Source organism: Alphaproteobacteria bacterium, assembly GCA_040218575.1.
Classification (GTDB): domain Bacteria; phylum Pseudomonadota; class Alphaproteobacteria; order JAVJRE01; family JAVJRE01; genus JAVJRE01.
Genome location: JAVJRE010000002.1, coordinates 207,597 through 234,367, shown reverse-complemented (window position 1 = coordinate 234,367; position 26,771 = coordinate 207,597). Strand labels below are relative to the sequence as shown.

Annotated in this window: 24 protein-coding genes and 1 tRNA gene; 12 read left to right on the top strand and 13 right to left on the bottom strand. The window is 66.3% G+C overall.

The features are described from left to right. Window positions 1-10: 10 nt before the first annotated feature. Window positions 11-622, top strand: a complete 612-nt coding sequence (locus RIE31_02685; protein ID MEQ8639507.1) for a CDP-alcohol phosphatidyltransferase family protein — start codon at window positions 11-13, stop codon at window positions 620-622. Window positions 623-644: 22 nt separating this feature from the next. On the opposite strand, the gene RIE31_02680 is transcribed toward RIE31_02685, so the two are convergent. The 4 genes from RIE31_02680 to RIE31_02665 form a co-directional block, all read right to left on the bottom strand. Then, on the bottom strand, window positions 645-4,019 hold the full coding sequence (locus RIE31_02680) for an efflux RND transporter permease subunit (protein ID MEQ8639506.1): 3,375 nt from the start codon (window positions 4,017-4,019) through the stop codon (window positions 645-647). Continuing rightward, window positions 4,016-5,107 (bottom strand): efflux RND transporter periplasmic adaptor subunit, encoded by a 1,092-nt coding sequence (locus tag RIE31_02675; protein ID MEQ8639505.1) that lies wholly within the window; start codon window positions 5,105-5,107, stop codon window positions 4,016-4,018. Before RIE31_02675 ends, RIE31_02680 begins: the two co-directional genes overlap by 4 nt. Before the next feature lie 62 nt (window positions 5,108-5,169). Beyond that, window positions 5,170-5,733, bottom strand: coding sequence for a PadR family transcriptional regulator (locus RIE31_02670; protein MEQ8639504.1), 564 nt, complete (start codon window positions 5,731-5,733; stop codon window positions 5,170-5,172). Window positions 5,734-6,013: 280 nt separating this feature from the next. Next, window positions 6,014-6,087: transfer RNA gene (locus RIE31_02665), tRNA-Gln, on the bottom strand. A gap of 206 nt (window positions 6,088-6,293) precedes the next feature. On the opposite strand from RIE31_02665, the gene RIE31_02660 reads away from it, so the two are divergent. The 7 genes from RIE31_02660 to RIE31_02630 all read left to right on the top strand — a co-directional run bounded on the left by RIE31_02660 (window position 6,294) and on the right by RIE31_02630 (window position 14,179). Next, window positions 6,294-7,409, top strand: a complete 1,116-nt coding sequence (locus RIE31_02660) for a Ppx/GppA phosphatase family protein (protein MEQ8639503.1) — start codon at window positions 6,294-6,296, stop codon at window positions 7,407-7,409. After that, window positions 7,406-8,161 carry an RlmE family RNA methyltransferase gene (locus RIE31_02655; GenBank protein ID MEQ8639502.1) on the top strand — a complete coding sequence of 252 codons (756 nt, stop codon included), beginning with the start codon at window positions 7,406-7,408 and terminating at the stop codon, window positions 8,159-8,161. The genes RIE31_02660 and RIE31_02655 overlap by 4 nt, the downstream gene beginning before the upstream one ends. Before the next feature lie 117 nt (window positions 8,162-8,278). Beyond that, complete coding sequence (gene guaB, locus RIE31_02650; GenBank protein MEQ8639501.1) at window positions 8,279-9,736, top strand: IMP dehydrogenase; 1,458 nt, start codon at window positions 8,279-8,281, stop codon at window positions 9,734-9,736. Between the two features lie 58 nt (window positions 9,737-9,794). Next, window positions 9,795-11,126: an RsmB/NOP family class I SAM-dependent RNA methyltransferase gene (locus RIE31_02645; protein ID MEQ8639500.1), complete on the top strand. Its 1,332-nt coding sequence runs from the start codon at window positions 9,795-9,797 to the stop codon at window positions 11,124-11,126. Then, window positions 11,123-11,773: a GNAT family N-acetyltransferase gene (locus tag RIE31_02640; GenBank protein MEQ8639499.1), complete on the top strand. Its 651-nt coding sequence runs from the start codon at window positions 11,123-11,125 to the stop codon at window positions 11,771-11,773. The genes RIE31_02645 and RIE31_02640 overlap by 4 nt, the downstream gene beginning before the upstream one ends. Further along, on the top strand, window positions 11,770-13,320 hold the full coding sequence (guaA, locus tag RIE31_02635) for a glutamine-hydrolyzing GMP synthase (protein ID MEQ8639498.1): 1,551 nt from the start codon (window positions 11,770-11,772) through the stop codon (window positions 13,318-13,320). The genes RIE31_02640 and guaA overlap by 4 nt, the downstream gene beginning before the upstream one ends. Before the next feature lie 73 nt (window positions 13,321-13,393). Then, on the top strand, window positions 13,394-14,179 hold the full coding sequence (locus RIE31_02630; GenBank protein ID MEQ8639497.1) for a hypothetical protein: 786 nt from the start codon (window positions 13,394-13,396) through the stop codon (window positions 14,177-14,179). A 5-nt stretch (window positions 14,180-14,184) separates the two neighbouring features. On the opposite strand, the gene RIE31_02625 is transcribed toward RIE31_02630, so the two are convergent. Beyond that, window positions 14,185-14,547: a DUF2794 domain-containing protein gene (locus tag RIE31_02625; protein ID MEQ8639496.1), complete on the bottom strand. Its 363-nt coding sequence runs from the start codon at window positions 14,545-14,547 to the stop codon at window positions 14,185-14,187. Window positions 14,548-14,776: 229 nt separating this feature from the next. Between RIE31_02625 and RIE31_02620 the strand changes: the two genes are divergently transcribed. The 4 genes from RIE31_02620 to der all read left to right on the top strand — a co-directional run bounded on the left by RIE31_02620 (window position 14,777) and on the right by der (window position 18,891). Beyond that, window positions 14,777-15,337 carry a thioredoxin family protein gene (locus RIE31_02620; protein MEQ8639495.1) on the top strand — a complete coding sequence of 187 codons (561 nt, stop codon included), beginning with the start codon at window positions 14,777-14,779 and terminating at the stop codon, window positions 15,335-15,337. A 63-nt stretch (window positions 15,338-15,400) separates the two neighbouring features. Next, window positions 15,401-16,075 (top strand): tetratricopeptide repeat protein, encoded by a 675-nt coding sequence (locus RIE31_02615; GenBank protein MEQ8639494.1) that lies wholly within the window; start codon window positions 15,401-15,403, stop codon window positions 16,073-16,075. Between the two features lie 11 nt (window positions 16,076-16,086). After that, a complete protein-coding gene (locus tag RIE31_02610; protein MEQ8639493.1) occupies window positions 16,087-17,418 on the top strand; it encodes a PQQ-binding-like beta-propeller repeat protein in 1,332 nt (443 codons plus the stop codon). A 3-nt stretch (window positions 17,419-17,421) separates the two neighbouring features. Next, window positions 17,422-18,891 carry a ribosome biogenesis GTPase Der gene (gene der, locus RIE31_02605; GenBank protein ID MEQ8639492.1) on the top strand — a complete coding sequence of 490 codons (1,470 nt, stop codon included), beginning with the start codon at window positions 17,422-17,424 and terminating at the stop codon, window positions 18,889-18,891. 1 nt (window position 18,892) lies between these two features. Here der and RIE31_02600 read toward each other — a convergent pair whose 3' ends face one another. The 8 genes from RIE31_02600 to alr all read right to left on the bottom strand — a co-directional run bounded on the left by RIE31_02600 (window position 18,893) and on the right by alr (window position 26,765). Continuing rightward, window positions 18,893-19,369, bottom strand: coding sequence for a YHS domain-containing (seleno)protein (locus RIE31_02600; GenBank protein ID MEQ8639491.1), 477 nt, complete (start codon window positions 19,367-19,369; stop codon window positions 18,893-18,895). A gap of 138 nt (window positions 19,370-19,507) precedes the next feature. Further along, window positions 19,508-20,290: an SDR family oxidoreductase gene (locus RIE31_02595; protein ID MEQ8639490.1), complete on the bottom strand. Its 783-nt coding sequence runs from the start codon at window positions 20,288-20,290 to the stop codon at window positions 19,508-19,510. Window positions 20,291-20,294: 4 nt separating this feature from the next. Then, complete coding sequence (gene purF / locus RIE31_02590) at window positions 20,295-21,755, bottom strand: amidophosphoribosyltransferase (protein ID MEQ8639489.1); 1,461 nt, start codon at window positions 21,753-21,755, stop codon at window positions 20,295-20,297. An 82-nt stretch (window positions 21,756-21,837) separates the two neighbouring features. Next, the gene (locus tag RIE31_02585; GenBank protein MEQ8639488.1) at window positions 21,838-22,521 is read right to left on the bottom strand and encodes a CvpA family protein; all 684 of its coding nucleotides are present in this window, start codon (window positions 22,519-22,521) and stop codon (window positions 21,838-21,840) included. Next, on the bottom strand, window positions 22,514-23,971 hold the full coding sequence (gene radA, locus RIE31_02580) for a DNA repair protein RadA (GenBank protein ID MEQ8639487.1): 1,458 nt from the start codon (window positions 23,969-23,971) through the stop codon (window positions 22,514-22,516). Before radA ends, RIE31_02585 begins: the two co-directional genes overlap by 8 nt. Before the next feature lie 25 nt (window positions 23,972-23,996). Continuing rightward, window positions 23,997-24,770 (bottom strand): ATP-binding cassette domain-containing protein, encoded by a 774-nt coding sequence (locus RIE31_02575; protein ID MEQ8639486.1) that lies wholly within the window; start codon window positions 24,768-24,770, stop codon window positions 23,997-23,999. 10 nt (window positions 24,771-24,780) lie between these two features. Further along, complete coding sequence (locus RIE31_02570; GenBank protein ID MEQ8639485.1) at window positions 24,781-25,554, bottom strand: ABC transporter permease; 774 nt, start codon at window positions 25,552-25,554, stop codon at window positions 24,781-24,783. 2 nt (window positions 25,555-25,556) lie between these two features. Beyond that, a complete protein-coding gene (gene alr, locus RIE31_02565; protein MEQ8639484.1) occupies window positions 25,557-26,765 on the bottom strand; it encodes an alanine racemase in 1,209 nt (402 codons plus the stop codon). Window positions 26,766-26,771 lie beyond the last annotated feature (6 nt).

Sequence of the window (26,771 nt, the reverse complement as noted above, 5' to 3'; positions counted from 1 at the left end):
CCATAGAGCGATGTTTGATGCTGCTCTGCGTCCGCTGATTGACCCGCCGCTGAACCGTGCCGCGCGCTGGTTGACGGCTCTGGGACTCAGCGCCAATGCCATCACCGTGGCGGGGTTCGTGATCGGCGCCGGCGCTGTCATGGCGGTGGCCGCCGGTCTGCCGCTGCTTGGCCTTGCTCTGTTGGTCGCCAATCGGATCGCCGACGGGCTCGACGGCGCCGTCGCCCGCCAACGGGGGCCCACCGACCTCGGCGGTTATCTCGACATCGTCTTCGACTTTCTGGTCTATTCCGGTCTGGTGTTCGCCTTCGCGGTGGATGATCCGAACCGGGCTATGGCCGCCGCGTTCCTGATATTCAGCTTTGTTGGCACCGGCGCCACGTTTCTCGCCTACGCTGTCTTTGCCGCCAAGCGCGGACGGACAACCGCTCGCCAGGGGGCCAAGTCCATCTACTACCTGGGTGGGCTGACGGAAGGCACAGAGACCTTTGCCGTGCTGGTCCTCATGTGTCTATGGCCGGCCGGCTTCACGATTCTGGCGTGGCTGTTCGCCGCTCTCGCCTGGCTGACCGTCCTCGGTCGCGTTGCGGCGGCCTGGCGCGACCTGCGCGACTCGGGCTGACCCTCTTTGCCGGCAGGTCTGCCTACTCGGCCGGCCGTGCGGAGGTACGGGTGCCTGACTCCGCTTCAACCGGGCTCTGCCCGCGGCGCGAAAACCAGTTCGCCACATTCTCCTTGGCCATAAGCGCAGAGGGGGTAACCACCAGGGTGAGAATAGAGGCGAAGGCCAGGCCGAAGGCTATGGCCGAGGCCAGTTGCACCCAGAACTGGGTGGAGGGCCCGCCTACCGTCACCTCTCTGGTGACGAAGTCGATGTTGAGCTGGAACACCATCGGTGCCAGGCCGATGATGGTCGTAATCGTGGTCAGCAGAACCGGCCGCAGGCGCTGGGCGCCGGTGCGGATGATGGCCTCGCGCACGTCGGGGAATGTCTTGCGTACGCGATCATAGGTATCGATCAGAACGATGTTGTTGTTGACCACAATGCCGGCCAGCGCGATGACGCCGATACCGCTCATGACGATACCGAAAGGCTGGCCGAGGATAAGCAGGCCGAGAAAAACCCCGGTTGTGGACATGACGACCGCGGACAGAATCAGAATCACGCTGTAGAAGCCGTTGAACTGAGCCAGCAGGATGATGGCCATGACAAACAGGGCGATGACAAAGGCCCGCTGCAGAAACGCCTGGGCTGCTTTCTGTTCCTCGTCTTCGCCCTTGAAGGTCACCTCAACGGCCGGATTGAGGCTGGCCCCGGCCAGCCACGACCGGATCTGGCGCACCTTGTCGTCGGCCAGCACGCCTGGCTGCACATCGGCCTTGATGGTGATGACGCGTGTGCCGTCGCTGCGAAACAGGGTGCCGGTGCGCTGCACCGGCGTACGCTGCACAAAGTTGCTCATGGGCACCGCCCCCTCGGAGGTCTGCAGGCGGATGCTGTCCAGCCGCGCCAGGGTCCGGTCATCGTCCGGGAAACGAACGGAGATGTCGATTTCCTCGTCCGTATCGTCCGGCCGGTAGGTGGAAATCTTCAGGCCTTTGGTGACCAGTTGGACGAAGCTGCCGATCATCTGCACATCGGCGCCGAACTTGGCGGCCTGGGCGCGATCAACCGTGATTTCCCATTCGATGCCGGGCAGGGGGCGGGTATCCTCGATATCCTTGAGCCCCGTCAGACTGTCGATATAGGCGCGGACGCGGCCGGCTGCTGCGTCCAGCGCCACCGCGTCATTGGAGGCCAGTTGCACCTGCACCGGCTTGCCCACCGGCGGGCCGGCCTCCGCCTGCGTCGTCTCGATGAAGATGCCGGCCAGCCCGCTGGTGCGGTCCAGGATATCGGCCATGATGTCAGCCGCCCGCCGTCGCACCTGCCAGTCGCGAAACTCCAGGGTGATGCGGCCGATCACATCCTCGGCGTCATTGTCCTGTGACTGAATATTGCCGGCCACGGTGTAGATGGTCTTGAAGTCATTGTGGTCGCGCTGGACCGCCAGCACATGCGCCTCCACTTCGCGCACCAGATGCGCTTTTTCCTCGACCGACAGATTGCCGCGGGCGTGGATCGACAGATTTGCCTGGTCGGGCTCCGCGTCGGGAAAGAACTCGACGCCGCGACCCAGCTGACCATAAAGCATCCCGGCCACCACCAGTAGGGAGAAGGCCCCGGCGATGATCAGGCCAGGGCGCCGCAACGCCCTGTTCAGGATGTGAACATAGAGCCCGGCGAGCCCACCCAGCTTCATGATGTCGAGATCCGTGTCGGACTCCAGATCACGCACGACCCGGCCCTCGCCCATGGCCGGCGGCTGCATGATGGCGCGCGCCGCGCGGCGGCCGAGTTTGTGGCCGATCCACCCTCCGGCCAGGGCGCCGGGAATCGCCAGCAACAGCCCGCCGGCGAAGCCGGGCACCACCAGACCAACGACGCCGCCGGCCAGCCAGCCGGTCAGGGTGGCCCCCAGGGCGGCGCTGAGCGCCAGCACCAGAAGGTGAGCGAAGAAGCCCAGATTGACCCCCAGTACCGGAACGAAAATCAGAGCCATCGCCAGGGACGCCACCAGCGTCACCACCAGGGTGATGGGCATGAATTTCATGAACTCGCCGACAATGCCGGGCCAGAACAACAGTGGCGCAAAGGCGGCCAGCGTCGTCGCGGTAGAGGCGATGATGGGCCATGCCATGCGCTTGGCGGCGGTGGCGTAGGCATCGTGCGGCGAGGCGCCTTCGGCCAGCTTGCGCTCGGCATACTCGGTCACCACAATGGCCCCATCCACTAGCAGGCCGACCGACAGGATAAGCGAGAACAGAACCACCATATTGACGGTCAGCCCGAACAACTGCAGGGCCAGAATGCCGGTGAGAAAGGCGCCGGGAATGGACAGGCCGACCAGGGATCCGGCGCGCACCCCCAGCGCCCCCAGAATGACGATCATCACCAGAAGAACGGCGGCGATAACGTTGTTCTGCAGATCGCTTAGGATGCGCTTGATGAAGACGCTGCCGTCCTGCGCGAAGCTGACCTCAAGGTCGGCCGGCCAGGCGCTTTGGCTGTCGGCGACCACCGCGCGCACCTGCTCGATGGTCTCGATGATGTTCTCTCCGGTGCGCTTGGAGACTTCCACCACCACCGCCGGCTGACCGCCGACCCGGGCCAGCAATTCACGATCCTTGAAGGTGCGGCGAACGGTGGCGATGTCGCGGACCTTGATGACCGAGTCGCCGCTGGTGATGAGCGGCATGTCCAGAATATCGTTGACCGATTCGAACAGGCCCGGGATCTTCACGGCGAAGCGGCCGGCGCCGGTATCGAGCGATCCGGCGGCCACAAGCTGATTGGAGCGGGCCAGCAGCGTCAGAATGTCCTGCAGGTTCAGCGCATAGGCCTCGATCCGCACCGGATCGACGATGACCTCCACCACTTCTTCGCGGTCGCCTCGGATATTGGCCTCCAGGACCGTGGGAATGGTTTCCAGTCTGTCCTGCAGGTCACGGGCGATGCGCACCAGGGCACGCTCGGGTATGTCGCCACTCAGGGTGATGGCGAGGATCGGGAACTTGCTGAGATTGACCTCATTGACGGTCGGCTCGTCGGTGTCGTCGGGCAGGTCGGCTTTGGCCGTATCCACGGCCTCGCGCACATCGATCATGGCCTGGTCAATGTCCTGACCGGCCTCGAATTCCAGCAGGACATTGGCGCCGCCCAGATAGGCGGTGGAGCGCATTTCCTTGACGCCCTCGACGGTGGCCATCTCCTGCTCCATGGGCCGCACCAGCAGGCGCTCAGCGTCCTGTGGCGAAATGCCCTCGTGGTGCAGCGAGACATAGACGATGGGGATATTGATGTCGGGTTCGGATTCCTTGGGAATCGTGATCCACGCGGAGGTACCCGCCACCAGCAGGAACAACAGGCCGACCAGTGTGGTGCGCGAGCGCGAAAGGGCCGCGTCGATCAGGCTCACGAGGCGGCTCCGCCACTGCCGTCGATGACCGGGTCAACAAGCTGGCCATCGACCACATATTCCTGGCCGACCGTAATCAGCCGCACATCGCGCGGCAGGCCGCCGGCCACAATGCCATCTGTCTCATCGGCCAGAATCTGTATGGGCACGAAGCGCACTCTGTTGTCGTCATCGACGATCTTGACACCGATGGCGCCGCTATCCGACAGCGACAACACGGCGGGGCTGAACTTGTGGGCCGTGACCTCCCGCGTCAGCAGGGCGATCTGCGCGGTAAGGCCGGCCCGAATGGCATAGTCGCTGTTGTCCACTTCCATCTCGAAGCGGTAAGTGCGGGTCGCTTCGTCAGCGGTTTGGGCGATGAAGTGGACAACACCGCTGACTTCCTGACCGCTGGCCAGAATGGCGCTGCCGACCTGACCCTCGCTGATCTGGCCAACCTGGATTTCCGTCAGGCTGCCGACCACCAGTAGCGGGTCAAGATCGACGATCTCGGCCACGCTGTCGCCCACCTTGAGATAGTCGCCCACTTCCGCATGGCCGGCGGCGATCACCCCGGCGAAGGGCGCGCGGATGCGGGTTCGCTCGATATCCAGCGCCATCTGGTCAACCAGGGCCTGGGCCTGCTCCCGTGCTGCCTTGGCGGCCGCCAGGCTGGTTTCCGAGCGAAAGCCACGCTCACGCAACTCCGTCGCCGCCCGATACTCAATATCCCGTTGCGCCAGCAGGGCCTTGGCCTCGGCCATCTGTGCCTGACGGTCATCCACGGCCAGGGCGGCGATGGTCGCTTCATCGGCGATGGCCGCGCCGCGCTCTACCGCCAGGCGGACGATGCGGCCGGGGGTTTCGGCCCGCACCTGAACCGTGCGCGATGCTTCGGTCCGGCCGGTCACGTTCAGAGTCAGATGTCGCGGCTGCGCCGTCACGGTCTGCACGCGGACCCGTGGCGTCGGCCTGGGCGCCACGGTCTGTGCCGGCTCCCCATTGCTGGCCGTGGACTGGCGCGGCTGCCCACTGAACTGGCCGGACAGGATCCAGGCCGCCACAAGCACGGCGATGACCACAGCGGCGATAATGGATTTGCGCATGATTCAGGTCCTGACGGAGGGTCGCCGGGGCCGGGCCGGCCGGCTGGCGAATGTGCGGCAGATCATTCGGCGGCTTCCTTTTCCGCCCCCTGGGCGGTCTTTTCCGCCATCAGGGCGGTGCGCACGGCAATGTAGCGATTGTCTTCGAGAAATGTGACGGCGGCCTGATAGACGGCGCGGGCAAATCCGGCGACAAAATCGGCGCCCGCGGCCGCTGCCCCGTGGTCGGCCTGCGCCATCTGGTGGAGGCAGGCACGATACTGTGCGATTCGGGCGTCAATCACATTCTCGATCAGCCGCGCCGGCAGGTGTTCGGCGAAATGCATCATAAACAAGAAGTCGGAGCGGAAGCGATCCGGCGGCGGTGGTTGCGACAACGCCTGAATCAGCTCCAGACGACCGAGCGGGGTCAGCCGGTAGACTTTCTTGTCCGGGCGCTTGGTTTGTTCTTCGGTCCGGCAGGTGACGAGACCGTCACGGCTCAGACGGTTGAGCGCCGGATAGATCGAGCCAAACCCGGCCTCGACAAAGTGACTGAACGGCCCGTCTTCCAGGTGCTTCTTGATCTCATAGCCGCTGGCTTCTCCGGACGTCAGGACGCCTAGGCAGACTGTGCGAACATCCATGGCGGTTTCCGGTCTGTGTAAGGCAGCAGGGCAGGTGCCGATTGCCGGCGGCCCATAGGATACCCTATCAACTCACCAATAATAGAATATATCAATATATATTGCGTCGATATATCTGCGGAATGATCTGTCAAATGAGATAATTTCTCCACGCTCCCCGACCGGCGCTTGCCGGCACCCGGCCGTCATCGCTGTCATCGGCGGCAAATAAGCGGATCGGTGACCGTCTGGGCGGTGCCGCCCGGCCTTGATGCCGGGCTGGCCGCCAGAGCGGCGCGGCTGGCTGGGGGACCTGGATTCGAACCAGGACTGACGGAGTCAGAGTCCGCAGTTCTACCGTTAAACTATCCCCCAGCAGGCTGGTCGCGCGTTGCTGTCGTCGCCCAGATAGCCAATATTGGCGGTGTGATGCAAGGGTTGCGGGTTGAAGGCAGACCGGGCCGGGGCTGTTTGCCGGCCATTGCGCCCTGGCCGTTGCCCGGTGTCGGGCCGCTTTGCGCTGCTTGGCTGCCCGTGTAGGCTCGCGGTTCGGGCCCGCAGGCGGTAAACAGCAAGGCACCATGACCGGCAGGACGCGCAGATTCAGTCAACTGTCCCGTCGCTGTGACCCGGCCATCCGCGATTCTGACGGCCGTAACCCTGAACAGGCGGTCTACGCGGCGCTTGATCTTGGCACCAATAACTGTCGCCTGCTGGTGGTACAGCCGCAAGACGGCGGTTTTCGCGTCCTTGACGCCTTCTCCCGTATCGTCCGTCTCGGCTCCGATCTGGCCCGCAATGGCTGCCTGCACGAGGCCGCGATGGCGCGGACCCTGGCGGCGTTGCGGGTGTGCGCCGGAAAAATACACCATCATCGCGCGACACAGGCGCGCTGCGTGGCCACGGCGGCCTGCCGCCAGGCCGGCAACGGTACGGTATTTCTGAACCGCGTGCAGGCGGAAACCGGTCTGGTCATAGAGACCATCACGCCGCGCCAGGAGGCCGCCTATGGTCTCGCCGGTTGCCTGCCCCTGTTCGAGGCCGACAAGCCGTTCGGCCTGATCTTCGATATCGGCGGCGGCAGTACAGAGCTTACCTGGTTCCGTTTCCAGGCCGGCGGCCGGCCGGAAATCGTTGATTCCTTGTCGGTGCCGCTGGGTGTGGTCAATCTGGCTGACCGGTTCGGCGATGGCGCGGCGGAGGCGGCCGATAGTGCCGCACTGGTGGAGGAGTTCGCCGTCGCGCTGTCCGGCTTCGACCGGCGCAATGGCATTGCCGGGCAGGTGGCTCTGGGTCGTGTATCCATGGTCGGTACCAGCGGCACCGTCACTACCCTCTGCGGTATTCACCTGGACTTGCCACGCTACCATCGTCAGGCGGTGGATGGCTGCCGCCTGTCCTTCGACCAGCTTGCGGCGGCGGCAGTGCGTGTGTCCTCGCTCGATCTGGCCGGACGGGTGGCGCACCCGTGCATCGGACCGGGCCGGGCCGACCTGGTGGTGCCGGGATGTGCCATCCTGGATGCCATCTGCCGGCAATGGCCGGTGGGAACACTGGCTGTGGCCGATCGCGGCCTGCGTGAGGGCATGTTGCTTGACATGATGGCCCGCACCGGCGACCTGCCGGCTCGCGTGGCCGCCGCCGTCATGGCCGCCGTGGACGAGACCGTGACCGCTGTCCGGGCGCAGTCGCCGTGACGCGACGGGTGCCGCTCAGGCCGGGCAAGCGACACGGCGCCGCCGCCGGGTCCGGTACGCCAGGTGAGCCGTCGCGGGCGCTGACCAGCCGGGTTGAAAGTGCGCGCGGCCGGCGCAGCAGTTCCACCCGCTGGCTTAGTCGTCAACTCAACGACCCCTATGTTCAGGCGGCGCAGCAGCAGGGCTATCGCTCGCGCGCCGCATTCAAGCTGCTTGAAATCGATGACCGGCTGCGTCTTCTTCGGCCGGGCCTGAGGGTGGTGGACCTGGGCGCCGCCCCCGGTGGCTGGACCCAGGTTGCTGTGCAGCGTGTGGCCGCACAGCAGCGCGGTGCCGGCAGGGCTGGCGGTTGCGTCGTCGCCGTTGATTTTCGCGCCATGGCCGCGGTGCCGGGCGCCATCCACCTGGAAGCGGACATCACGGCTGAAGATACGCCGGCGCGGATCGCCGATGCTCTGGGGGGTGGTGCCCATCTGGTCCTGTCTGACATGGCGCCCGATATGATGGGCGAGGCGACCACCGACCACCTGCGGAGCATGGCGCTGGGCGAAGCCGCCCTTGATCTGGCCATGGCCATCCTGGCGCCTGGCGGAGGATTCGTTGCCAAACTGCTGCAGGGACGGGATCTGCCGCCCTTCGTCACCCGCCTGCGCGCCCACTTTTCGGCGGTGCGCCAGATGAAGCCGCCGGCCAGCCGTGTCGATTCGTCCGAGGTCTATGTGGTCGCCACCGGCTTGCGGCGGCCGCAATGACCATGGCGGCGGCGGTTTTGGCCGGCCGCGGCGCCGCCGGTCGGGGCGGCTGTTCCGTCCGGTCCTTGTCGCTTGGCCGGTGATGTGTAATATGCGCCAACTTTTTCGGGGCGAATGATGGATTTTCCGGTCGGGCTTTCCTTTGACGATGTCCTGCTGGAGCCTGCCCGATCCGAAGTCCTGCCTGCGGCCACCAACACCGCCACCCGCATCACCCGCGACATAGAGCTCGGCATCCCGATCATTTCGGCCGCCATGGACACGGTGACCGAGGCCCGTCTGGCTATTGCCATGGCTCAGGCCGGCGGCATGGGCGTCATTCACAAGAACATGTCGGCAGAGGCCCAGGCGGACGAAGTGCGCCGCGTCAAAAGATTCGAATCGGGTATGGTGGTCAATCCCATCACCATCACGCCGGATGAAACTCTGGCGACCGCCCTGCGGCTGATGGCCGACCATCAGATTTCGGGTATCCCGGTGGTGGAAGGCGACGGCCGGCTGGCCGGCATCCTGACCAACCGCGACGTACGCTTTGCCGAGAATGCCCGCCAGCCCGTGCGCGACTTGATGACTCGCAATGTCATCACCGTGCGCGACGGTGTAGAGCGTGAAGACGCCAAACGTCTGCTGCACCAGCATCGCATCGAGAAGCTGATCGTTGTGGATGATCAATCGCGCTGCGTCGGCCTCATCACGGTCAAGGATATAGAGAAGGCGCACGCCTTTCCCGACGCGGCGAAGGACGCGCAGGGCCGCCTGCGGGTGGCTGCCGCGACCGGAGTGGGCGATGCCGGGGTAGAACGGGCCGAGGCGCTGATCGACGCCGGTGTTGACGTGGTTGTGGTGGACACGGCGCACGGCCACTCGGCCGGTGTCCTGGCAACCGTCGGCCGCGTTAAGAAGCTGTCGAACCATGCCCAGGTGATTGGCGGAAATATCGCCACTGCAAATGGTGCGCGGGCCCTGATCGACGCCGGCGTGGATGGCGTCAAGGTCGGCATTGGTCCTGGTTCCATCTGCACCACCCGCATTGTCGCCGGTGTGGGTGTGCCACAACTGACCGCCGTCCTGAATGCTGTTGAGGTCGCGGCCAGGGCCGGCGTACCGGTTATCGCCGATGGCGGCGTGCGCTTTTCCGGCGACCTGGCCAAGGCCATCGCCGCTGGTGCCGACAGCGTGATGATCGGCTCGTTGCTGGCCGGCACCGATGAAAGCCCGGGCGACGTGGTGCTTTATCAGGGGCGCAGCTATAAGGCCTATCGTGGCATGGGCTCCCTCGGCGCCATGGCGCGCGGGTCAGCCGATCGCTATTTCCAGCAGGACGTCACGGAATCTCTCAAACTGGTGCCCGAAGGTGTTGAGGGCCGCGTTCCCTTCAAGGGTCCGGTCAGCGAGGTCCTGCACCAGCTCGTCGGCGGTTTGCGCGCCGCCATGGGATACACTGGCCACGCCACCATCGCTCACATGAAGGGCGGTTGTCGCTTCCTGCAGGTGTCGGCCGCGGGCATTCGTGAAAGCCACGTTCACGATATCACCATTACCCAGGAAGCGCCGAACTACCGGCAGCAAATGTGATTGTCCTGAGGCGGCTTCTATACTGCCGATCGCTTGTGGTGGTTAGCGGTCCGCGCCGGTGGCGGTTGCGGTGACGCCCGGCGCACGCGACGCCGCGGTTATCGAGATTCTCGATTCGATTGACGCTACGGCCATGGCTGCCGATGGCATTCTGCGCCAGTGGCTGCGCGAGCGCCGCTATGTGGGGTCGAAGGACAGGCGGGCCATCAGTGACCGGGTCTTTGGTCTGCTGCGTCGTCGGGGTCGCCTCGACGCGGCCATAGCCCGTCTCGCCGGGGATGCGGCGGGACCTGGCAACCGGCGACGGCTGCTGGCCGATCTGGTGCTCAGTGACAATCTGCCGCCGGAAGAGCTGGCCCTGCGATTTGATGGTCAGTCCTATCGTCCGCCACCCCTCGATGCGGCGGAGCACCGGCTGGTCTGCGGTCTGTCGGCGGGTGATGGCCTGGTCTCCGCGGCGGCTGGCCTGCCGGACTGGATGCTGTCGTCCCTGCGGCGCGTGTTCGGCGATAACCTTGAAGGCGAGATCGCCGCGCTGGAAGGCGAGGGGCGGGTTGACCTGCGACTGGACCTGCGGCGCCTGCCGCGCGACGAGGTCATTCGACGGCTCGCCGCCGCCGGTATTTCCGCCACTCCCTGTGTGCTGTCGCCATGGGGGGTCAGCCTGCCGCACCGTTTGGCGGCGGATGACCTGGCCGTGGTCCGCCGGCTCGGCGCGGAGTTTCAGGACGAGGGCGCACAGCTCGTCGCCCTGTTGTGTGGCGTCCGGCCGGGCATGACCGTCATAGACTATTGCGCCGGCGCCGGCGGCAAGGCCCTGGCCCTGCTGGCGGCCATGGAGGGTCAGGGCCGCGTTATCGCCTGCGACACGGACGCTGATCGTCTTGCTCGGCTGGCGCCGCGGCGTGAGCGGGCGGCCATCGGTCATGCGACCCGCGGCAACCTCACTACCTGCCGTCTGCCGGCCAGTGGCGCGCCGCCGCCGGAGCTGCACAATTGCGGCGATGTCGTGTTGCTGGACGTGCCGTGTTCGGGCTCCGGTGCCTGGCGCCGGCGACCGGAGGAACGGTGGCGGCTGACGACGGAGGGGCTGCAATCCTATGTGGCGCGCCAGCGGGAAATTGTGCGCGCGGCGGCGGTGGTGGTGCGGCCCGGCGGACGGCTGATCTATGCCACCTGTTCGGTCATGCCGGAAGAAAATGAAGAGCAGATGGACTGGGCGCGGCAGTCACTGGAAGGGTTTGTTCCGGTCGCGCCGGAGAGCCTTTGGCAGGGGGCCGGCCTGCCGCCACCGCTGCCAGCGTTGGTGCAGGGCGGTGGTCTGTTGCTGACGCCGGCGCGCAGTGGCACGGACGGCTTTTTTGTCGCTGCGCTGGAACGTTCGCCATGAGTGCGCTCAACACCATTTCGGTCCGCCTGGCGCGACCGGAGGACGCTGTCGCCATCGCCACCGTGCATGTGGCCACTTGGCGGGATACATATCCTGGCCTCATTCCGGAGTCCTTCCTCGTCCATCGTCTCAGTGTGCCGCGCAGCGCCGCGCAGTGGCAGTCTGACCTGCACCGCCCGCAGGCCGGCCATGTGACCCTGGTGGTGGAGGTGCGTCGCATGGCGGACGGCCCGGTGACGTCCGGCCCGCCCGTCGGCGCTGGCGCCGCGGCCGCTCCCGGCGCTGCTCCCTCCACGGCAATCGTTGGCTTTGCCTCCGCCGGCCCCGCTCGCGACTCTGGACGCTTTGCCGGAGAGCTTTACGCCCTCTATGTGTTGCCCGATTTTCAAAATGGCGGGCTCGGCCGGCTCCTGATCAACCGCGTTGCCCAGCGCCTGCTGGAGAACGGCATCGATTCCCTGTATGTGGAAGTGCTGGAGCGCAATCCGTCACGGTTCTTCTACGAAGCCATGCAGGGCATCCGACTGGCTGAACGCAATCTCCAGTTTGCCGGAACCCGACTGCCCGTCATTGTCTATGGCTGGACCGACCTCATTTCTCTGGCCAGTGATCTGCCACGCCAACGCCTGCCCGATGGACCGTCATGACTGACCGTATTCTGATAGTTGATTTTGGCGGCCAGACCACACAGCTCATCGCCCGCCGTCTGCGCGAGGCTCATGTTTATTGCGAGATTCATCCGTTCAACCGGGTGACTGCGGAATCCTTGCGGGACTTCGGCCCGCGCGGCATCATTCTCTCGGGCGGCCCGGCATCGGTAACGGAGAGCGGCTCGCCGCGCGCGCCCGCCGCCGTCTTTGACAGCCGCTTGCCGGTGCTGGGCATCTGCTACGGTCAGCAAACCATGTGCCAGCAACTGGGCGGTATGGTCGAAGGCCATGACCAGCGGGAGTTTGGCCGTGCCAGCCTCACGGTGGGCAAAGCCTGTCCGCTGTTTGACGGTGTCTGGCAGGTCGGCGCCACGCCCCAGGTGTGGATGAGCCACGGCGACCGGGTGGTCACTCTGCCGCCCGGTTTCAGCGCCGTGGCGGAGAGCGAAGGCGCCCCCTTTGCCGCCATCGCCGATCCGGAACGCCACTATTACGGTGTGCAGTTTCATCCGGAGGTCGTGCACACGCCTGACGGCGCGGCCCTGCTGGCAAGTTTCGCCCACGGCATTTGCGGCTGTGCCGGCGACTGGACCATGGCCGCCTTCCGCCAGGACGCGGTGGCCCGCGTCCGCAAGCAGGTGGGCGATGGCCGCGTCATCTGCGGCCTGTCCGGCGGGGTCGATTCGTCGGTCGCCGCCATGCTGATCCATGAGGCCATCGGCGACCGTCTCACCTGCATCTTCGTTGACCATGGCCTGCTGCGGGCCGGTGAGGCGGAAGAGGTCGAAGGTCTGTTCCGTGGCCGCTTCAACATTCCCCTGGTCTGCCGCGATGCCCGTGCGCTCTTTCTGGGCCGCCTGGCCGGCGTCACCGATCCGGAGGCCAAGCGCAAGTCCATCGGTGCCACCTTCATCGACGTGTTTGAGGAAGAAGCGGGTAAACGCGGCGGGGCGGACTTCCTGGCTCAGGGCACTCTCTATCCCGACGTTATCGAATCGGTCAGCGCCCTTGGCGGGCCAAGCGTCACCATCAAGTCACATCACAATGTGGGCGGTCTGCCCGAGCGCATGAACATGGCGCTGGTTGAGCCGCTGCGCGAGCTGTTCAAGGACGAGGTCCGCGATCTTGGTCGCGAGCTCGGCCTGCCGGACAGCATGGTCGGCCGCCATCCCTTTCCCGGTCCCGGCCTGGCCATCCGCATCCCGGGCGAGGTGACCGACGACCGGCTGGCCATCCTGCGCGCCGCCGATCGCATCTATATTGAGGAGATTCGCGCCGCCGGCCTCTACGACGAGATCTGGCAGGCCTTCGCCGTTCTCCTGCCGGTGCGCTCGGTGGGTGTCATGGGCGACGGCCGCACCTATGACTATGTCTGCGCCTTGCGCGCGGTCACCTCAACCGACGGCATGACCGCTGATTTTTATCCGTTCAGCCATGATTTTCTGGGCCGCGTCGCCACCCGGATCATCAACCAGGTCAACGGCATCAACCGTGTGACCTATGACATCACGTCCAAGCCGCCCGGAACCATAGAGTGGGAATAGGCCGTCGGCGACGGAGCCGTCTCCGCCGCGCTCGGCCCCTGCCGGCAAGGGCCCTTACCATGGAGAGAGTGAGATGAAGCGCATCATGATCATCGGCGGTGCCATTGTCGGCGCCCTGATCGTCGTTGTCGTGGTCGCCGGAATATTTCTCGTGGCCAATCTGGACAGTGTGGTCAAGCGGGTCATAGAGGAAGCCGGGTCGCGCATGGCCGGGGCTCCGGTGCGGGTTGAGTCGGTCAGTATTTCCCTGGAGTCCGGCAGCGGCCGCCTGGATGGCCTGACCATCGGTAATCCGCCCGGATTTTCCGATGCGATCGCCTTCAGCGCCCGCACGGTGAGCCTGTCACTGGATATAACCTCGCTGCGCGGCTCGCCGGTGGTGGTGCGCGAAATCCTGATTGACCAGCCCGCCGCCCGCTATGAGTTCCAGGGCCAGTCGAGCAACTTCTCGACCCTGGCGCAGAATGCCCGCGACCACGCCGGCGGGGGCGAGTCCGCCGGCGCGGATGCCGGTTCCGGCCAGGCTCTGGTCATTGACAGTCTGCGAATCGAAAACGGTCAGATCGCCGTGGCCGCGCCGGCTCTCACGGATCAGACCCTGTCCACCGCACTGCCGCCTGTTCGTCTCACCGGCATCGGCCGTGACAGGGGCGGGCTCGCGCCGGCGGAAGTGGCGCAAATCGTTCTTCTGGCCCTGGCCGAAAGTGCCCGCACAGCCGCCGCCAGCACCAGCCTGCAGGATCTCACCGGCGGGGCGGAGGGGGCGGTTGATCGCCTGCGCGGCGTGATCGAGGAAGGGGCTGAAGAGGCCGGATCGGGTCTTGGCGGTGCGCTTAAGGGGCTGCTGGGTGGCCAGTAGGTCGTTCAGCGCTTGCCGGCAATCAGCTTCAGATTGCGCCGCTTGAAGTAAGCCAGTGCGGTTTGCAGCGTTTGTGACTGGGCCAGGCGGTGCGGTCCCGACGAGACCATGAATTCCCCCTGGCGCTGGCTGCCAGGGGGAAACTTGGTGATCGCGAAGAGCGGCCGTTCGGCGGCGTGGCGAAAGATCGAAAAGGTGGCGCTGTCCTTGCCCTGGTCAATGGCATAGTCGCGCCACTCGCCGGAGGCGACGCGCCGGCTGTATACCGCCAGAAGCTGGTCCAGCTCGACTCGATTGAAATAGACCGTGGCCGGCCGGCGGCCGCCTTTTTTCTGGCGAAACCCGTCCAGGTTCAGCACATCGCTCATGCTGGTCCGCGGCTTGTGGCTGTTCGGCTCGTCACAACCGCCAAGTTTAACGGCTCGACCGGCCCTGTCCAGCGCTGGCATATGGCGCGGCGGCCGCTGGCGCTCTGTTGCGGGCCGGACCGGCGGCTTGTGCGGCCGTCATGGCGGGGGCTACAAAGGGCGGCGTCGGGCGCTTGCTGCGCCACGGCCGGGCCGCTCACGGCCCGCCGACCCGCGTAAGGAGGAGAGAATGGCCGAACAGGCTCCGCCGGTGTGTGACTTTGGCTGGAAAGCGGCTGACTTTTCTCTTGCCGGCGTGGATGGCCGGACCTGGACGCTGGCTGACGTGCGCGGGCCCAATGGTCTGCTGGTCATGTTCATCTGCAACCACTGTCCCTACGTCAAGTCCGCCATCGACCGCATCGTCCGTGATTGCACCGAGCTGGCGGCCATGGGGGTTGGCGCCATCGCCATCATGTCCAACGACACCGCGACCTACCCGGCCGATTCATTCGACAACATGAAGGCCTTTGCCAGCGCCAATGGCATGTCCTTCCCCTACGTCATCGATGAGACGCAAGCCGTGGCCAGAACCTATGGCGCCGTGTGTACGCCGGATTTCTTCGGTTTCAATAGAGACATGGAACTGCAGTATCGTGGCCGCCTCGATGCGCTGGGGCCGAAGCCGACTGTGCCGGGAGTCCGCCGCGAACTGTTCGAAGCCATGAGCCAGGTGGCGCAAAGCGGCAAGGGGCCGGCCGGTCAGGTGGCCAGCATCGGCTGCTCCATCAAGTGGCGCGACGCAGCGTGAGGTGCGGTAAGGCGCTCACCGCCGTCTGTCACGTGACCAGTACAGCCGTCGCGAGCACCGCCCATGTCTGACAATGGCCGCCCGTCTGACGACGGCCTGATCCGCCAGGTGGATGAAGAAGTCCGTCGCGACCGCATGACCACGTTGATGCGGCGTTACGGGCCGATGGCGGTTGTCGCGGCCGTTATCGTGGTTGTGGTGGCGGCATCCGTCGTCGGCTGGCGTGCCTGGCAGACCAGCCAGCGGATCGAGGCCGGAAACGCATACGCCCAGGCGTTGGGGCTGATTGGCGCCGGCCGCCTGGACGAGGCGGCACAGGCCATGCAGGACATCGCCGCCGCGGCGCCGGCCGGTTATGCCGCGCTCGCTCGATTGCAGGGTGCCGCGGTCCGTGCCGAGGCAGGTGATCCCGGCGCTGCCAGCGCGCTCTTCGCCGCCGTCGCTGACGACCGCGCCGCCGACCCGCAACTGCGTCAGTTCGCCGCCCTCATGGTGGCCCAGCACGGTTTCGATCAATTGCCTGACGATGTGCTTCGCGCGCGTCTGGACCCGTTGGCGGCGGACGACAGCATCTGGCGTTTCTCGGCCCGTGAATTGCTGGCCCATATGGCGCTGCGCCAGGGTGACAGCGCGCGCGGCCGCGACTTGCTGGCGGCTCTGGCGTCGGACCCGGCCTCGCCCGATGGGGTGCGGGCGCGGGCGCGCGATATGCTGTCCGCGCTGGGCGGGCCGCAGTGAGGCTCTCCGTCATGGGCCAGCCGGCCGTGCAGCCGCCGCGCCGCGCCGGGCGCTTCGCGCTGGTGGCTCTGGCGCTGGTCGTCGCCGCCTGCGGCGGCGGACCGGAAGAGGAGATTCTGCCGGGAACCCGCATCTCGGTAATGGATTTCGACCGGGCGCTGCAACCGAACGCCTCGATCAGCGATGTGCGCGTTTCCTTGCCGCGGCCGGCGGTCAATGAAGCGTGGCCAGGGACCAACGGTTTTCCAAGCCATGTGCAGGGTCACCTCGCGCTGGGTGATAGCCTGCGGCCGGCCTGGCGCACGTCGGTCGGTTCGGGCGCTGGATCCCGTGAAAACCTTGTCAGTCCACCGACGGTTGCCCAGGGGCTGGCCTTTGCCATGGACGCCGATGGCCGGGTCAGCGCGGTCGATCTTGAAAGCGGGCAGCAGCGGTGGCGTCGCGATCTGGCGCCCGATCATGAACGCGAAGGTCTTTGGGGCGGCGGCATTGCCTGGCAGGACGGCCGGCTCTATGTGGCCACCGGATTCGCCCAGGTGATCGCCCTGGACGCCGTCACCGGGTCGGAACTCTGGCGTCGCCGGCTCAGTGGGCCCATGCGCTCCGGGCCGACCGTCGTTGGCAACCGTCTGTTTGTGCTGACCATCGATAACCGCCTGACGGCCCTGGCGACGGACGATGGCAGTGAGTTGTGGACCCATGCGGCTATTGAGGAAACCGCTGCGATCCTGGGCGGCGCCAGTCCGGCGGTGGCTTCGGGGGTGGTTGTTGCCGCATTCTCTTCGGGCGAGATATTCGCCCTTAGAGAGGAGAATGGCCGTCCGCTGTGGAGCGACACGCTGGCGGCGCTGCGCCGCATCGATGCGGTGTCTTCGTTGGCGGACATTCGCGGCGCGCCGGTCATTGCCGGGGATCAGGTGATCGCGGCCAGTCATTCCGGCCGCATGGTGGCCATCGACCTGCCGACCGGGCGGCGCATCTGGGAACTGCCGGCCGGCGGCATCAACATGCCCTGGGTTGCCGGCGATTATGTGTTCACGGTGACCTCCGACGGTCAGGTTCTGGCCATCCAGCGTCAGACCGGGCAGGTGCGCTGGACTACCGCACTGGCGCGATTCACCGATGCGGACGAGGATCAGCGGATAGCCTGGTATGGCCCGGTGCTGGCCGGCGACCGGCTCATTCTGGCCGGCTCCCATGGGGTGGCGCTTGCTCTGTCGCCCTACACCGGCGCGCTGCTGGGCAGCCTCGATCTCGGTGGCCCGCTATCCGTGCCGCCGGTGGTGGCCAGAGGACAGGTGCTGTTCCTGACCAACGCGGCGCAACTTCTCGCCTACCGCTAGGCCATGGCGCCGGCCGCCGCGGCCTCCGCCGCACAAACGCCCGATGATGGCGCGCCGGAAGCCACCGTGACGGTGGCCATCCTTGGTCGTCCCAATGTGGGAAAGTCCACTCTGTTCAATCGTCTCGTCGGGCGTCGGCTGGCTCTGGTCCATGACCGGCCCGGTGTCACCCGCGACTGGCGCGAGGCGGACGCCAGCCTGGCCGATCTTCGCTTTCGCCTGATAGACACCGCCGGGCTTGACGATGCGGTAGACGATTCCCTTGCCGCGCGAATGAGCGCGCGCAGCATCGCCGCGGCGGAACTGGCCGACGTTACGCTGCTGGTTTTTGACGCCCGGGTCGGCGTCACGCCAGTGGACGAAGCCTTTGCCCGGCAGCTGCGCCGGCTTGGCCGCCCGGTCATTCTGCTGGCCAACAAGTGTGAAGGGCGGGTGGCGGATGACGGGCTGACGGAGGCCTATGCCCTGGGTCTTGGCGATCCGGTAGCCATTTCCGCCGAGCATGGCGACGGTATGGCCGGGCTGCACTCGGCATTGGCTCCGTGGCTCGATGCGCTGGCCGCCGGCGAAGGGGCCGCCGGGCCGGACGGGCCGCAAGATCGCGCCGGGTCAGCCGGGGCGCTGCCGCCGGACGACGCAGAAGCGCCGCCGCTGCGGCTGGCCATCATCGGCCGGCCCAATGTGGGCAAGTCCACCTTGATCAATCGTCTGGTTGGCGAGGATCGTCTGATGACCGGGCCGGAGGCCGGCCTGACTCGCGAGTCCATTCCCGTGCAGTGGCGCTGGCGTGACCGACGGGTCCGTCTGGTGGATACCGCCGGTATGCGCCGCCGGTCGCGCGTGACCGAGCGGCTGGAGCGCATGAGCGTCGGCGAGTCGGAGCGCGCCATGCGCCTGGCCGAGGTGGTGGTTCTGGTCATTGACGCCACCCAGCCCATGGAGCATCAGGAAATGACCTTGCTGGGCAAGGTGCTGGACGAGGGGCGCGCGGTCGTTGTGGCGGTCAATAAATGGGACCAGGTGCCGCGCGATCAGAGACGGGCGACACTCGACGAACTGGCTCTCAGCCTGTCGGAAGTCATTTCCCAGACCCGCGGCATGCCTCTGGTGCCCGTGTCGGCACTTACCGGCGAAGCCATGGACGATCTCATGCCGGCGGTGGTGGAAGTGCATGACGCCTGGAACCGGCGGATCGGGACAGGACCGCTCAACCGCTGGTTGGCGGACGCCGTACAGGCCCATCCGCCGCCGCGTGTCAGCGGCGGCCGCGCGGTGCGGCTGCGCTACATAACCCAGGCCAAGGCCCGCCCGCCAACCTTCCTTGTGTGGTCCAACCGCGCCGATTCCCTGCAGGAGGGCTATATGCGCTATCTGGTCAACGGGCTGCGCGAGCACTTCGATCTCGGCGGTACACCGATCCGCTTGCTCATGCGTCGCGGCAAGAACCCATTCGTTGACCGCGCCGAAGGATGACCTACTGACTGAGGCGCAGCCAGTTGGCGTCGCCATCGGCGATGTAGCGGCTGGGCGCCAGGCGCCAGCGTATCTGCGTGAAGGTGGAGAAGTTCAGATACAGCTTGCCGTCAACTATGTCCCAGGCATCGGGATCGATGCGCGCCGTATAACCGTGTGCCACCGCCCATGAACACCAGCCGCCGTATTGCGGCGCATAGGCTTCCGGGTCACCGGCGAAAAGATCGCGGTGGGCGGCGCTGACGAACAGCCAGGTAGCGCCATTCCAGGTATGGGCGAATGCCTCAAGCCCTCTGGCCGGCGCGCCGGTGGTAAAATAGGCGACCGGGTCATAGCCGCCGATGGCGAAGGCGGAGTCGTTGGTATTCACCCGTTCAGCCGCGCCAGCCGGCCCCGCGCTAGCGAATGGCAGGGCCACAAGCAGAAGCAGCCCGGTTAGGAATACAGGGACACGCCGGTCTCGTATGAAGGTCGCCATGAACCTCTCCGTGCAGCATTACAACCGGCTGCCAGACTAGCGCGCCGCGCCGCTCGTCGCTGCCCATCCGGTCGCGGCTGGCGAAATTGTGAAGGCCTGTTCGACGCGCGCGTGTCTGCGGCGCGTTCGTTAGCGGGGTCAGGTGCCGTCGACGATTTCTCCGCTGCCGGTCCAGGCGGTATCGGCCATACGGACAAAGATCTCGCTGACCGTGTCCGGCGTTGCCAGCCGGCTCTGATCTTCACCCGGCATGAAACTGGCCCGCAGGGTTGTCGCGACCGGCCCCAGGGCGATCAGATTGGCCTTGACCGGGGTCAGGCGCGTTTCCATGGCATAAGCCCGCACCATGGCTTCCAGCGCCTGTTTGCTGGCGGCGTAGGGGCCAAGATAGGGGGCGGCGTCATGGCTGATGCGATCGGTGACGAAGATCGCCCGTCCCGCCGTGCTCTGCCGCAGCAGGGGGTCGACACTGCGTAGCAGACGCCAGTTGGCGGTAACGTTGACCGCCATCACTTCGGCGAAGACCTTCACATCCATATGGGTCAACGGGCCCGACACACCAATCACCGCGGCATTGCCGACGACGATATCCAGCCGGCCAAAGCGCTCGTACAAGGCCTGACCCAGCGCGTCCAGAGCGTCGGGCTGCCGGAGGTCCATCGGCACCAGGGTGGCGCCAGCACCGTCCCTGGTGCCGCTTTGGGCAGCCTGCTGGCGGATGGCGTCGTCCAGCTCTTCCAGACCGCCGACCGTCCGCGCAACGGCCACCACATGAGCGCCCTCGGCGGCGAATCGCCGGGCGACCGCCTGGCCGACGCCGCGCGAGGCGCCGGTCACCAGGGCGATACGGCCGGCCAGGCGACTACCAACAGCCTGCCCCGTCTGGGCGGTTGGCCCGGTCCGGGCGGTCTGCTGAACCATGGGGTCAGGTGATTTCCGTCAGCAGGGAAAGCTGGTGCCCGCGGTCGCCGCCATCACGATCGGTCAGCGGGATGGGATAGTCACCGGTGAAGCAGGCGTCGCAGAAGGCCGGCCTCTCATTGCTCCGCCGTTCGTGGCCCATGGCGCGGTACAGCCCGTCCAGCGATACAAACGCCAGGCTGTCGGCGCCGATCAGCTTACGCATATCCTCCACCGAATGACTGTGCGCCAGCAGCTTGCTGCGCTCCGGCGTATCTACCCCATAAAAACAGGAATGTGTGGTTGGCGGACTGGCGATACGGAAATGGACCTCTCTGGCGCCGGCGGCGCGGACCATCTCGACGATCTTGGTGGATGTGGTGCCCCGTACCAGGGAATCGTCCACCAGGACAACGCTGCGCCCCTCGATAAAGGCGCGGTTGGCATTGTGTTTCAGGCGTACGCCCAGATGGCGGATGTGATCGGTCGGCTCAATAAACGTGCGGCCCACATAATGGTTTCGGATAATGCCCAGCTCAAACGGCAGGCCGGCTTCCGCCGCATAGCCGATGGCCGCCGGGGTGCCGGAGTCCGGTACCGGAATGACCACATCGGCGGCGGCCGGGGCCTCGCGTGCCAGTTCCATGCCAATGCGCCGCCGCGCGTCATAGACGCTGTTGCCATTGGCGACGGAGTCGGGCCGGGCGAAATAGATGTACTCGAACACACAGAAGCGCGACGGTACGCGCGGGAAGGGATGCACGCTGTGCAGGCCGTCATTGTCGATGATGACCAGTTCGCCGGGGGCCACGTCCCGCACGTATTTTGCACCGATGATGTCAAGCGCACAGGTTTCCGAACACAGCACCCAGGCGCCGTCCGCCTGACCCAGTACCAGCGGCCGTACGCCATGCGGATCGCGCACACCAATCAGGGCCGTTTGGGACAGGGCAACCAGCGAATATGCGCCCTCGACGGCGCGCAGGGCGCCGACGATGCGCTCCACCAATTGCGGCGCCTCGGTCTTGGCAATCAGATGAATGATGACTTCGGTGTCGGTTGTGGACTGGAACAGGCACCCGTCCGCCACCAGCTCGCGACGCAGCTTCAGCGCGTTGGTCAGATTGCCGTTGTGGGCGATGGCCAGGCCGCCGAAGGCGAAGTCCGCATACAAGGGCTGGACGTTGCGGATCGCCGTTTCACCGCTGGTGGAATAGCGGTTATGGCCGATGGCCGTGGCGCCGGGCAGGCGGGCAATGGTCTCGGCGGCGCCGAAATTATCGCCGACCAGCCCCAGCGCGCGGTGCGGATGGAAATGCTGGCCATCGAACGAAACGATGCCGGCCGCCTCCTGTCCGCGGTGCTGCAGGGCATGCAGACCAAGCGCCGTCAGCGAGGCGGCGTCCTTGTGCCGCCACACGCCAAAAACCCCGCACTCCTCGTGGAAGCGGTCACTGTCATGATTCCTGCCGTAGCCGGGCATCATGGTCGCACCATTATGGCCGTAGGCGTCATGGCTGTGTCGTCATGGCCGTGCCGTCATGGGCTGTGTCGTCATGGCCGTGCCGTCATGGGCTGTGGTCCTCGCTGTCCACCTGGTCGACCAGGCGGTCCAGGTCCGATGTCTGGTCGTTCGTATAGCCGGCGGCGGGTGCCGTGTCCTCTGTTTCCACTGTAATCCCACCGACGGCGTCGTCGATAACCGGTAGCGGAATGACCAACCCTGCGGCGGGCTCGGCAGAGCCGAAATAGCGTAGCATGACGGTCCCCACCGTGTCCGCGCCGCGCCGCACAAGCGGCGTTGCCCGTGCTTCACGCACCCACTGGGGCTGACTGTCGATCGGCACGACCCAGCTATAGGCGGCATAGGCCATGGACACCATCAGGGCGCCGATGGCCAGCCCCAGCAGGGCGCCGAGGCTGCGGTCCAGAACGTTCAGGGCGCTGCGTCGGATGCGTTCGGAAATGAAATGGGATATCAGCCACAAAATGACAAGGCTGACCAGAAACAAAGCCAGCCCGGCGGCCAGGTCGGCATAGGGGACGGTATCGAAGAGTCGGCCCTCCCCGGCAAGCTGGCGGGCCACGGGGCGCGCCACCGGCAGCATGGCCATAGTCACCAGCCCGGCGCCGACCCAGGCGCTGATCGCCAGTATCACGTGAACAAAGCCAAGCGAGAGACAGACCAGGGCCGACAGAAGCACCACCACCACGACGATGGCGTCCATCGGGTTGAACGGCAGGCTATCCATCCTGCCGATCCTGCTTTGCGCCCGGTCGCCGCTCTGCCGGATCGCCGGCGGCCATGCGGCGAAACAGACGCACAAGGTCTTGCAGGCCGCCAATGGCGGAAATCTCCAGCCCGTCACTGCCGCTGCGGCGGCGGCCGGTCTGCTGTCCTTCGCGCGGTTTCGGCACCCACGCATGGGTGAATCCAAGCTTGGCCGCTTCGCTCAGCCGCACATCGCTGCGGCCGACCGGCCGCACCTCGCCGGCCAGGCCGATTTCGCCAAAGATCACGGTTCCCGCCGGTACCGGCACGTCGGTTGCCGATGACACCAGCGCCGCCGCTACCGCCAGGTCAGCCGCCGGCTCGGCGATACGCAGGCCGCCGGCCACGTTCAGATAGACATCCTGACTCGACAGCCGGAGATTGGCGCGGGCCTCCAGCACCGCCAGGACCATGGCCAGTCGCGGGCCGTCCCAGCCGACCACCGCGCGGCGCGGCGTGCCAAGGCCCGACGGCGCCACCAGCGCCTGAATCTCCACCAGAAGCGGTCGCGTCCCCTCGATTCCGGCAAAGACCGCGGCGCCGGCCGGGGTCGCCGCCGCGCCCGGCGCGCCACCCAGGAACAGCGCCGAGGGATTGCTCACCTGACGCAGGCCACCATCGCTCATCTCAAAGACGCCGATTTCGTCGGTCGGGCCGAAGCGGTTTTTCACCGCCCGCAGGATGCGGAACTGGTGGCCCCGCTCTCCCTCGAAATACAGCACCGTGTCGACCATGTGCTCCAGCACCCGGGGACCAGCCAGGGTGCCTTCCTTGGTGACGTGGCCGACCAGCACCAGAACCGTTCCCGACGTCTTGGCCAGACGGATCAGGGCCTGGGTGCTGGCCCGTACCTGGGCGACCGTGCCCGGTGCTGAATCCAGGGCATCCACATGCATGGTCTGAATCGAATCGATCACCAGCAGCGCCAGGTCGCGCTCGCCCGACAGGCTGGCGACAATGGTGTCGACGCTGGTCTCCGCCGCCAGGCTGACCGGCGCCTCGGCCAGGCCCAGACGGCGCGCCCGCAGGCGCACCTGCTCGATGGCCTCTTCGCCGGAGACATAGACCACCCGGCCGCCGGCCTTGGCGACGCCGGCCGCCGCCTCCAGCAACAGCGTTGACTTGCCGATGCCCGGGTCACCGCCGACCAGAAGGGCCGATCCCGGCACCAGCCCGCCGCCGGCCACCCTGTCCAGTTCGGCGATGGCGGTTTGCAGACGGGGCATGTCCGGATCACCGCCCCGCAACTCGCTCAGCGCCATGGTCGGACCCTTGCGTCGGCGTTTGGCCACACCGCCGGTGGCGGTGGTCGGTGCCACGGATTCCTCGACCAGGGTATTCCATGCGCCGCAGGCGTCACACTTGCCCTGCCAGCGGGGCGCGCTGGCGCCACAGGCCTGGCATACATGAACTGTCTGGCGGCGCGCCATCAGCCGGTGCGAGTCCTGTCGTTGCTCATCGCCGCAGTTCCATCTGAATCGGTCCCTCGGCCCTTCCGTGAATGAACTGATCGACGAAATCATTGCCCGACCCGTCAAGTTCGCTGACCGGACCGTTCCAGACGATGGCGCCGCTGTGCAGCATGGCCACACGGTCGGCAATGCGCCGCACACTGGGCATGTCGTGGGTAATCGACAGGGTCGTGGCGCCGAGCGAGCGCACGCTTTCCACAATCAGATCATCGATGACATGGGCGGTGATCGGATCGAGGCCGTTGGTCGGCTCATCGAAAAAGATGATCTCGGGATCGCTGGCGATGGCGCGGGCCAGGGACACCCGCTTCTGCATGCCGCCGGACAGCTCCGCCGCCATAAGCCCCGCCACTTCCGGGCCCAGCCGCACCCGGGCCAGCTTGTCCACGGCGATCTCCCGGGCCCGCCGCCGCGGCACACCTGACTGAATCAGGCCGAAGGCTACGTTCTCCCAAACCGGCAGCGAGTCGAAGAGGGCCGAGCCCTGGAACAGCATACCGATTTTGCCGGTCAGGGCTTCGCGGTCGCGCGGCCGCAACGCCAGAACGTCCTCGCCGTCAATCAGGATCTCTCCGTCGTCCGCCTCCATGATCCCGGTGATGCACTTGATCAGGACCGACTTGCCGGTGCCAGAGCCGCCGATCACCACCATGCTGGTCTTGTCGGGAATGCTGAGGTTAAGCCCGTCAAGAACGGTCTTGGCGCCGAAGGCCTTGGACAGGTTCCTGATTTCGATCTTGGCCGGCGTATGGGTCATCGCGTGCAGGTCATTGGGTGAAGAACAGTTCGGTGACGATGAAATTGAACACCAGAATCAGGATCGAGGCGGAGACCACCGCATTAGTGGTCGCCTGACCGACGCCCTGAGCGCCGCCGCGGGAGCGATAGCCGTGGTAGCAGCCCATCAGGGCCACCAGAAAGCCGAACACGGCGGCCTTCACCAGGCCAGACACCACATCCAGCGGCTCGACAAAATCCATGGTGTTTATGAGATAGACGTCGCCCGCGAAGCCCAGCTTGTAAACGCTCACCAGATAGCCGCCCAGCACGCCGATGATATCGGCAATCAGCACCAGGATCGGCAGCAGCAAGGTGGCGGCAATCAGACGTGGCGCCACCAGATAGCGCAGCGGATCGGTTTTCAGCGTCGTCAGGGCATCGATCTGTTCGGTGACCCGCATGGTGCCGATCTCGGCGGCGATGGCGGCGCCGATGCGGCCGGCCACCATCAGCCCGGCCAGAACCGGGCCAAGCTCGCGGGTGATCGACACCACAACGATATTGGGAATCGCCGATTCGGCGCTGAACCGGGAAAATCCTGTAAAGCTCTGCAGGGCCAGAACCATGCCCGTAAAGATCGCAGTCAGGCCGACCACCGGCAGGGAGTAGAAACCGATCTCCACCATCTGGCGTAATACCAGCCGTGGATAGTAGGGCGGTGTCACACTGCGCAGCAGGGCCTGGCTGGCAAAAATGGCGATGCGGCCGGCGGTCACCGCGAACGCCAGCACGAAACGGCCGATGGGGGCGACGACCGGCATGGTCAGCCGCTTTGGCCGGCGTCATCTGCCGGGCCCGCCCCATCCGCGGAGGTCCCATCCGCGAACGCACAATCGGCGGGGACAGGGTGCGGCGGGGCGGTGTGCGGCAAGGCCGCCGTGTAGCGCCGCTCAAAACGTTGGCCAAGACCGACCAGCAGTTCATAAGCGATGGTGCCGGCGTCGGCGGCCAGGGCGTCCAGATCATGCTCCGGCCCTGTCAGGTTGGCCCAGCCGCCGGGCACAACCGAATCGGCCGGCAGGCCGCTCACGTCAACGGTGATGAGATCCATGGACACCCGGCCGGCGACGGGCGCCACCCGTCCTGCTATGTGGACCACCGAATGCCCCGACAGGCTGCGTGGAAAGCCGTCCGCATAGCCTGCGGCGAGGGTGGCGATCCGGCTTGGCCGGGCGGCGGAGAAGGTCGCACCATAGCCAACGGTCTGACCCCGGTCAATTTCGCGAAGCTGGAGGATTCTGGCTTTAATGCCAACCACTTGCTCCATAGGATTGGGGCGACCGGGTTGCGGATTCACGCCGTACAGGGCGACCCCCGGCCGGGCCATGTCAAAGTGATACGGGCGCCCCAGAAAGATGCCGGAGGAGTTGGCCAGGGACGCCGCCGCCGCGGGCAGATGTTGCCGCGCCCGGACAAACGCGTCGCGCTGCTGCCGGTTCAGCGGGTGGTCCGGCTCCTCGGCGATGACCAGGTGGCTCATCACCCAGGCCAGCCGGATGCCGGCGAAGCGGTCCGGACTATCGGCCAGTTGCGCCATGTCCGCCGCCGCCAGGCCCAGGCGCGCCATGCCGGTGTCCACATGCAGAATCGCCGGTAATAGCGCTTCCTGCGCCCGCGCGGTCCGTGACCAGCGGTCCACCTGGCCGGCGTCATTGAGAACCGGCATCAACCGATGCTCCAGCATCATCGACTCCTCGCCGGCCATCAGACCGTTCAGCACGGCGATGGTAGCGTCGGGCAGGGCCGCCCGCAGGCGCACGCCCTCGCTGGACTGGGCGACGAAGAAGACCCGGCAGCCGGCCCGCCACAGGGCGTCGCCCACCGCCTCCAGCCCCAGGCCATAGCCGTTGGCCTTGGCCACGCCGGCGCACACCGCCGGGGCCACCTGGCGCTGCAACCGCTGCCAGTTGCGGCCGATGGCCGCCAGATCGATGGAGAGAACCGCGCCCGCCGGCGGCGCAGCGTCGGTCATGGTTTG

Coding starts and splice junctions, on each gene's coding strand:
- RIE31_02685 (MEQ8639507.1), top strand. CDS start 11: ATGTTTGATGCTGCTCTGCGTCCGCTGATTGACCCGCCGCTGAACCGT.
- RIE31_02675 (MEQ8639505.1), bottom strand. CDS start 5,107: ATGCGCAAATCCATTATCGCCGCTGTGGTCATCGCCGTGCTTGTGGCG.
- RIE31_02670 (MEQ8639504.1), bottom strand. CDS start 5,733: ATGGATGTTCGCACAGTCTGCCTAGGCGTCCTGACGTCCGGAGAAGCC.
- RIE31_02660 (MEQ8639503.1), top strand. CDS start 6,294: ATGACCGGCAGGACGCGCAGATTCAGTCAACTGTCCCGTCGCTGTGAC.
- guaB (MEQ8639501.1), top strand. CDS start 8,279: ATGGATTTTCCGGTCGGGCTTTCCTTTGACGATGTCCTGCTGGAGCCT.
- RIE31_02640 (MEQ8639499.1), top strand. CDS start 11,123: ATGAGTGCGCTCAACACCATTTCGGTCCGCCTGGCGCGACCGGAGGAC.
- guaA (MEQ8639498.1), top strand. CDS start 11,770: ATGACTGACCGTATTCTGATAGTTGATTTTGGCGGCCAGACCACACAG.
- RIE31_02630 (MEQ8639497.1), top strand. CDS start 13,394: ATGAAGCGCATCATGATCATCGGCGGTGCCATTGTCGGCGCCCTGATC.
- RIE31_02625 (MEQ8639496.1), bottom strand. CDS start 14,547: ATGAGCGATGTGCTGAACCTGGACGGGTTTCGCCAGAAAAAAGGCGGC.
- RIE31_02620 (MEQ8639495.1), top strand. CDS start 14,777: ATGGCCGAACAGGCTCCGCCGGTGTGTGACTTTGGCTGGAAAGCGGCT.
- RIE31_02615 (MEQ8639494.1), top strand. CDS start 15,401: ATGTCTGACAATGGCCGCCCGTCTGACGACGGCCTGATCCGCCAGGTG.
- RIE31_02610 (MEQ8639493.1), top strand. CDS start 16,087: ATGGGCCAGCCGGCCGTGCAGCCGCCGCGCCGCGCCGGGCGCTTCGCG.
- der (MEQ8639492.1), top strand. CDS start 17,422: ATGGCGCCGGCCGCCGCGGCCTCCGCCGCACAAACGCCCGATGATGGC.
- RIE31_02600 (MEQ8639491.1), bottom strand. CDS start 19,369: ATGGCGACCTTCATACGAGACCGGCGTGTCCCTGTATTCCTAACCGGG.
- RIE31_02595 (MEQ8639490.1), bottom strand. CDS start 20,290: ATGGTTCAGCAGACCGCCCGGACCGGGCCAACCGCCCAGACGGGGCAG.
- purF (MEQ8639489.1), bottom strand. CDS start 21,755: ATGATGCCCGGCTACGGCAGGAATCATGACAGTGACCGCTTCCACGAG.
- RIE31_02585 (MEQ8639488.1), bottom strand. CDS start 22,521: ATGGATAGCCTGCCGTTCAACCCGATGGACGCCATCGTCGTGGTGGTG.
- radA (MEQ8639487.1), bottom strand. CDS start 23,971: ATGGCGCGCCGCCAGACAGTTCATGTATGCCAGGCCTGTGGCGCCAGC.
- RIE31_02575 (MEQ8639486.1), bottom strand. CDS start 24,770: ATGACCCATACGCCGGCCAAGATCGAAATCAGGAACCTGTCCAAGGCC.
- RIE31_02570 (MEQ8639485.1), bottom strand. CDS start 25,554: ATGCCGGTCGTCGCCCCCATCGGCCGTTTCGTGCTGGCGTTCGCGGTG.
- alr (MEQ8639484.1), bottom strand. CDS start 26,765: ATGACCGACGCTGCGCCGCCGGCGGGCGCGGTTCTCTCCATCGATCTG.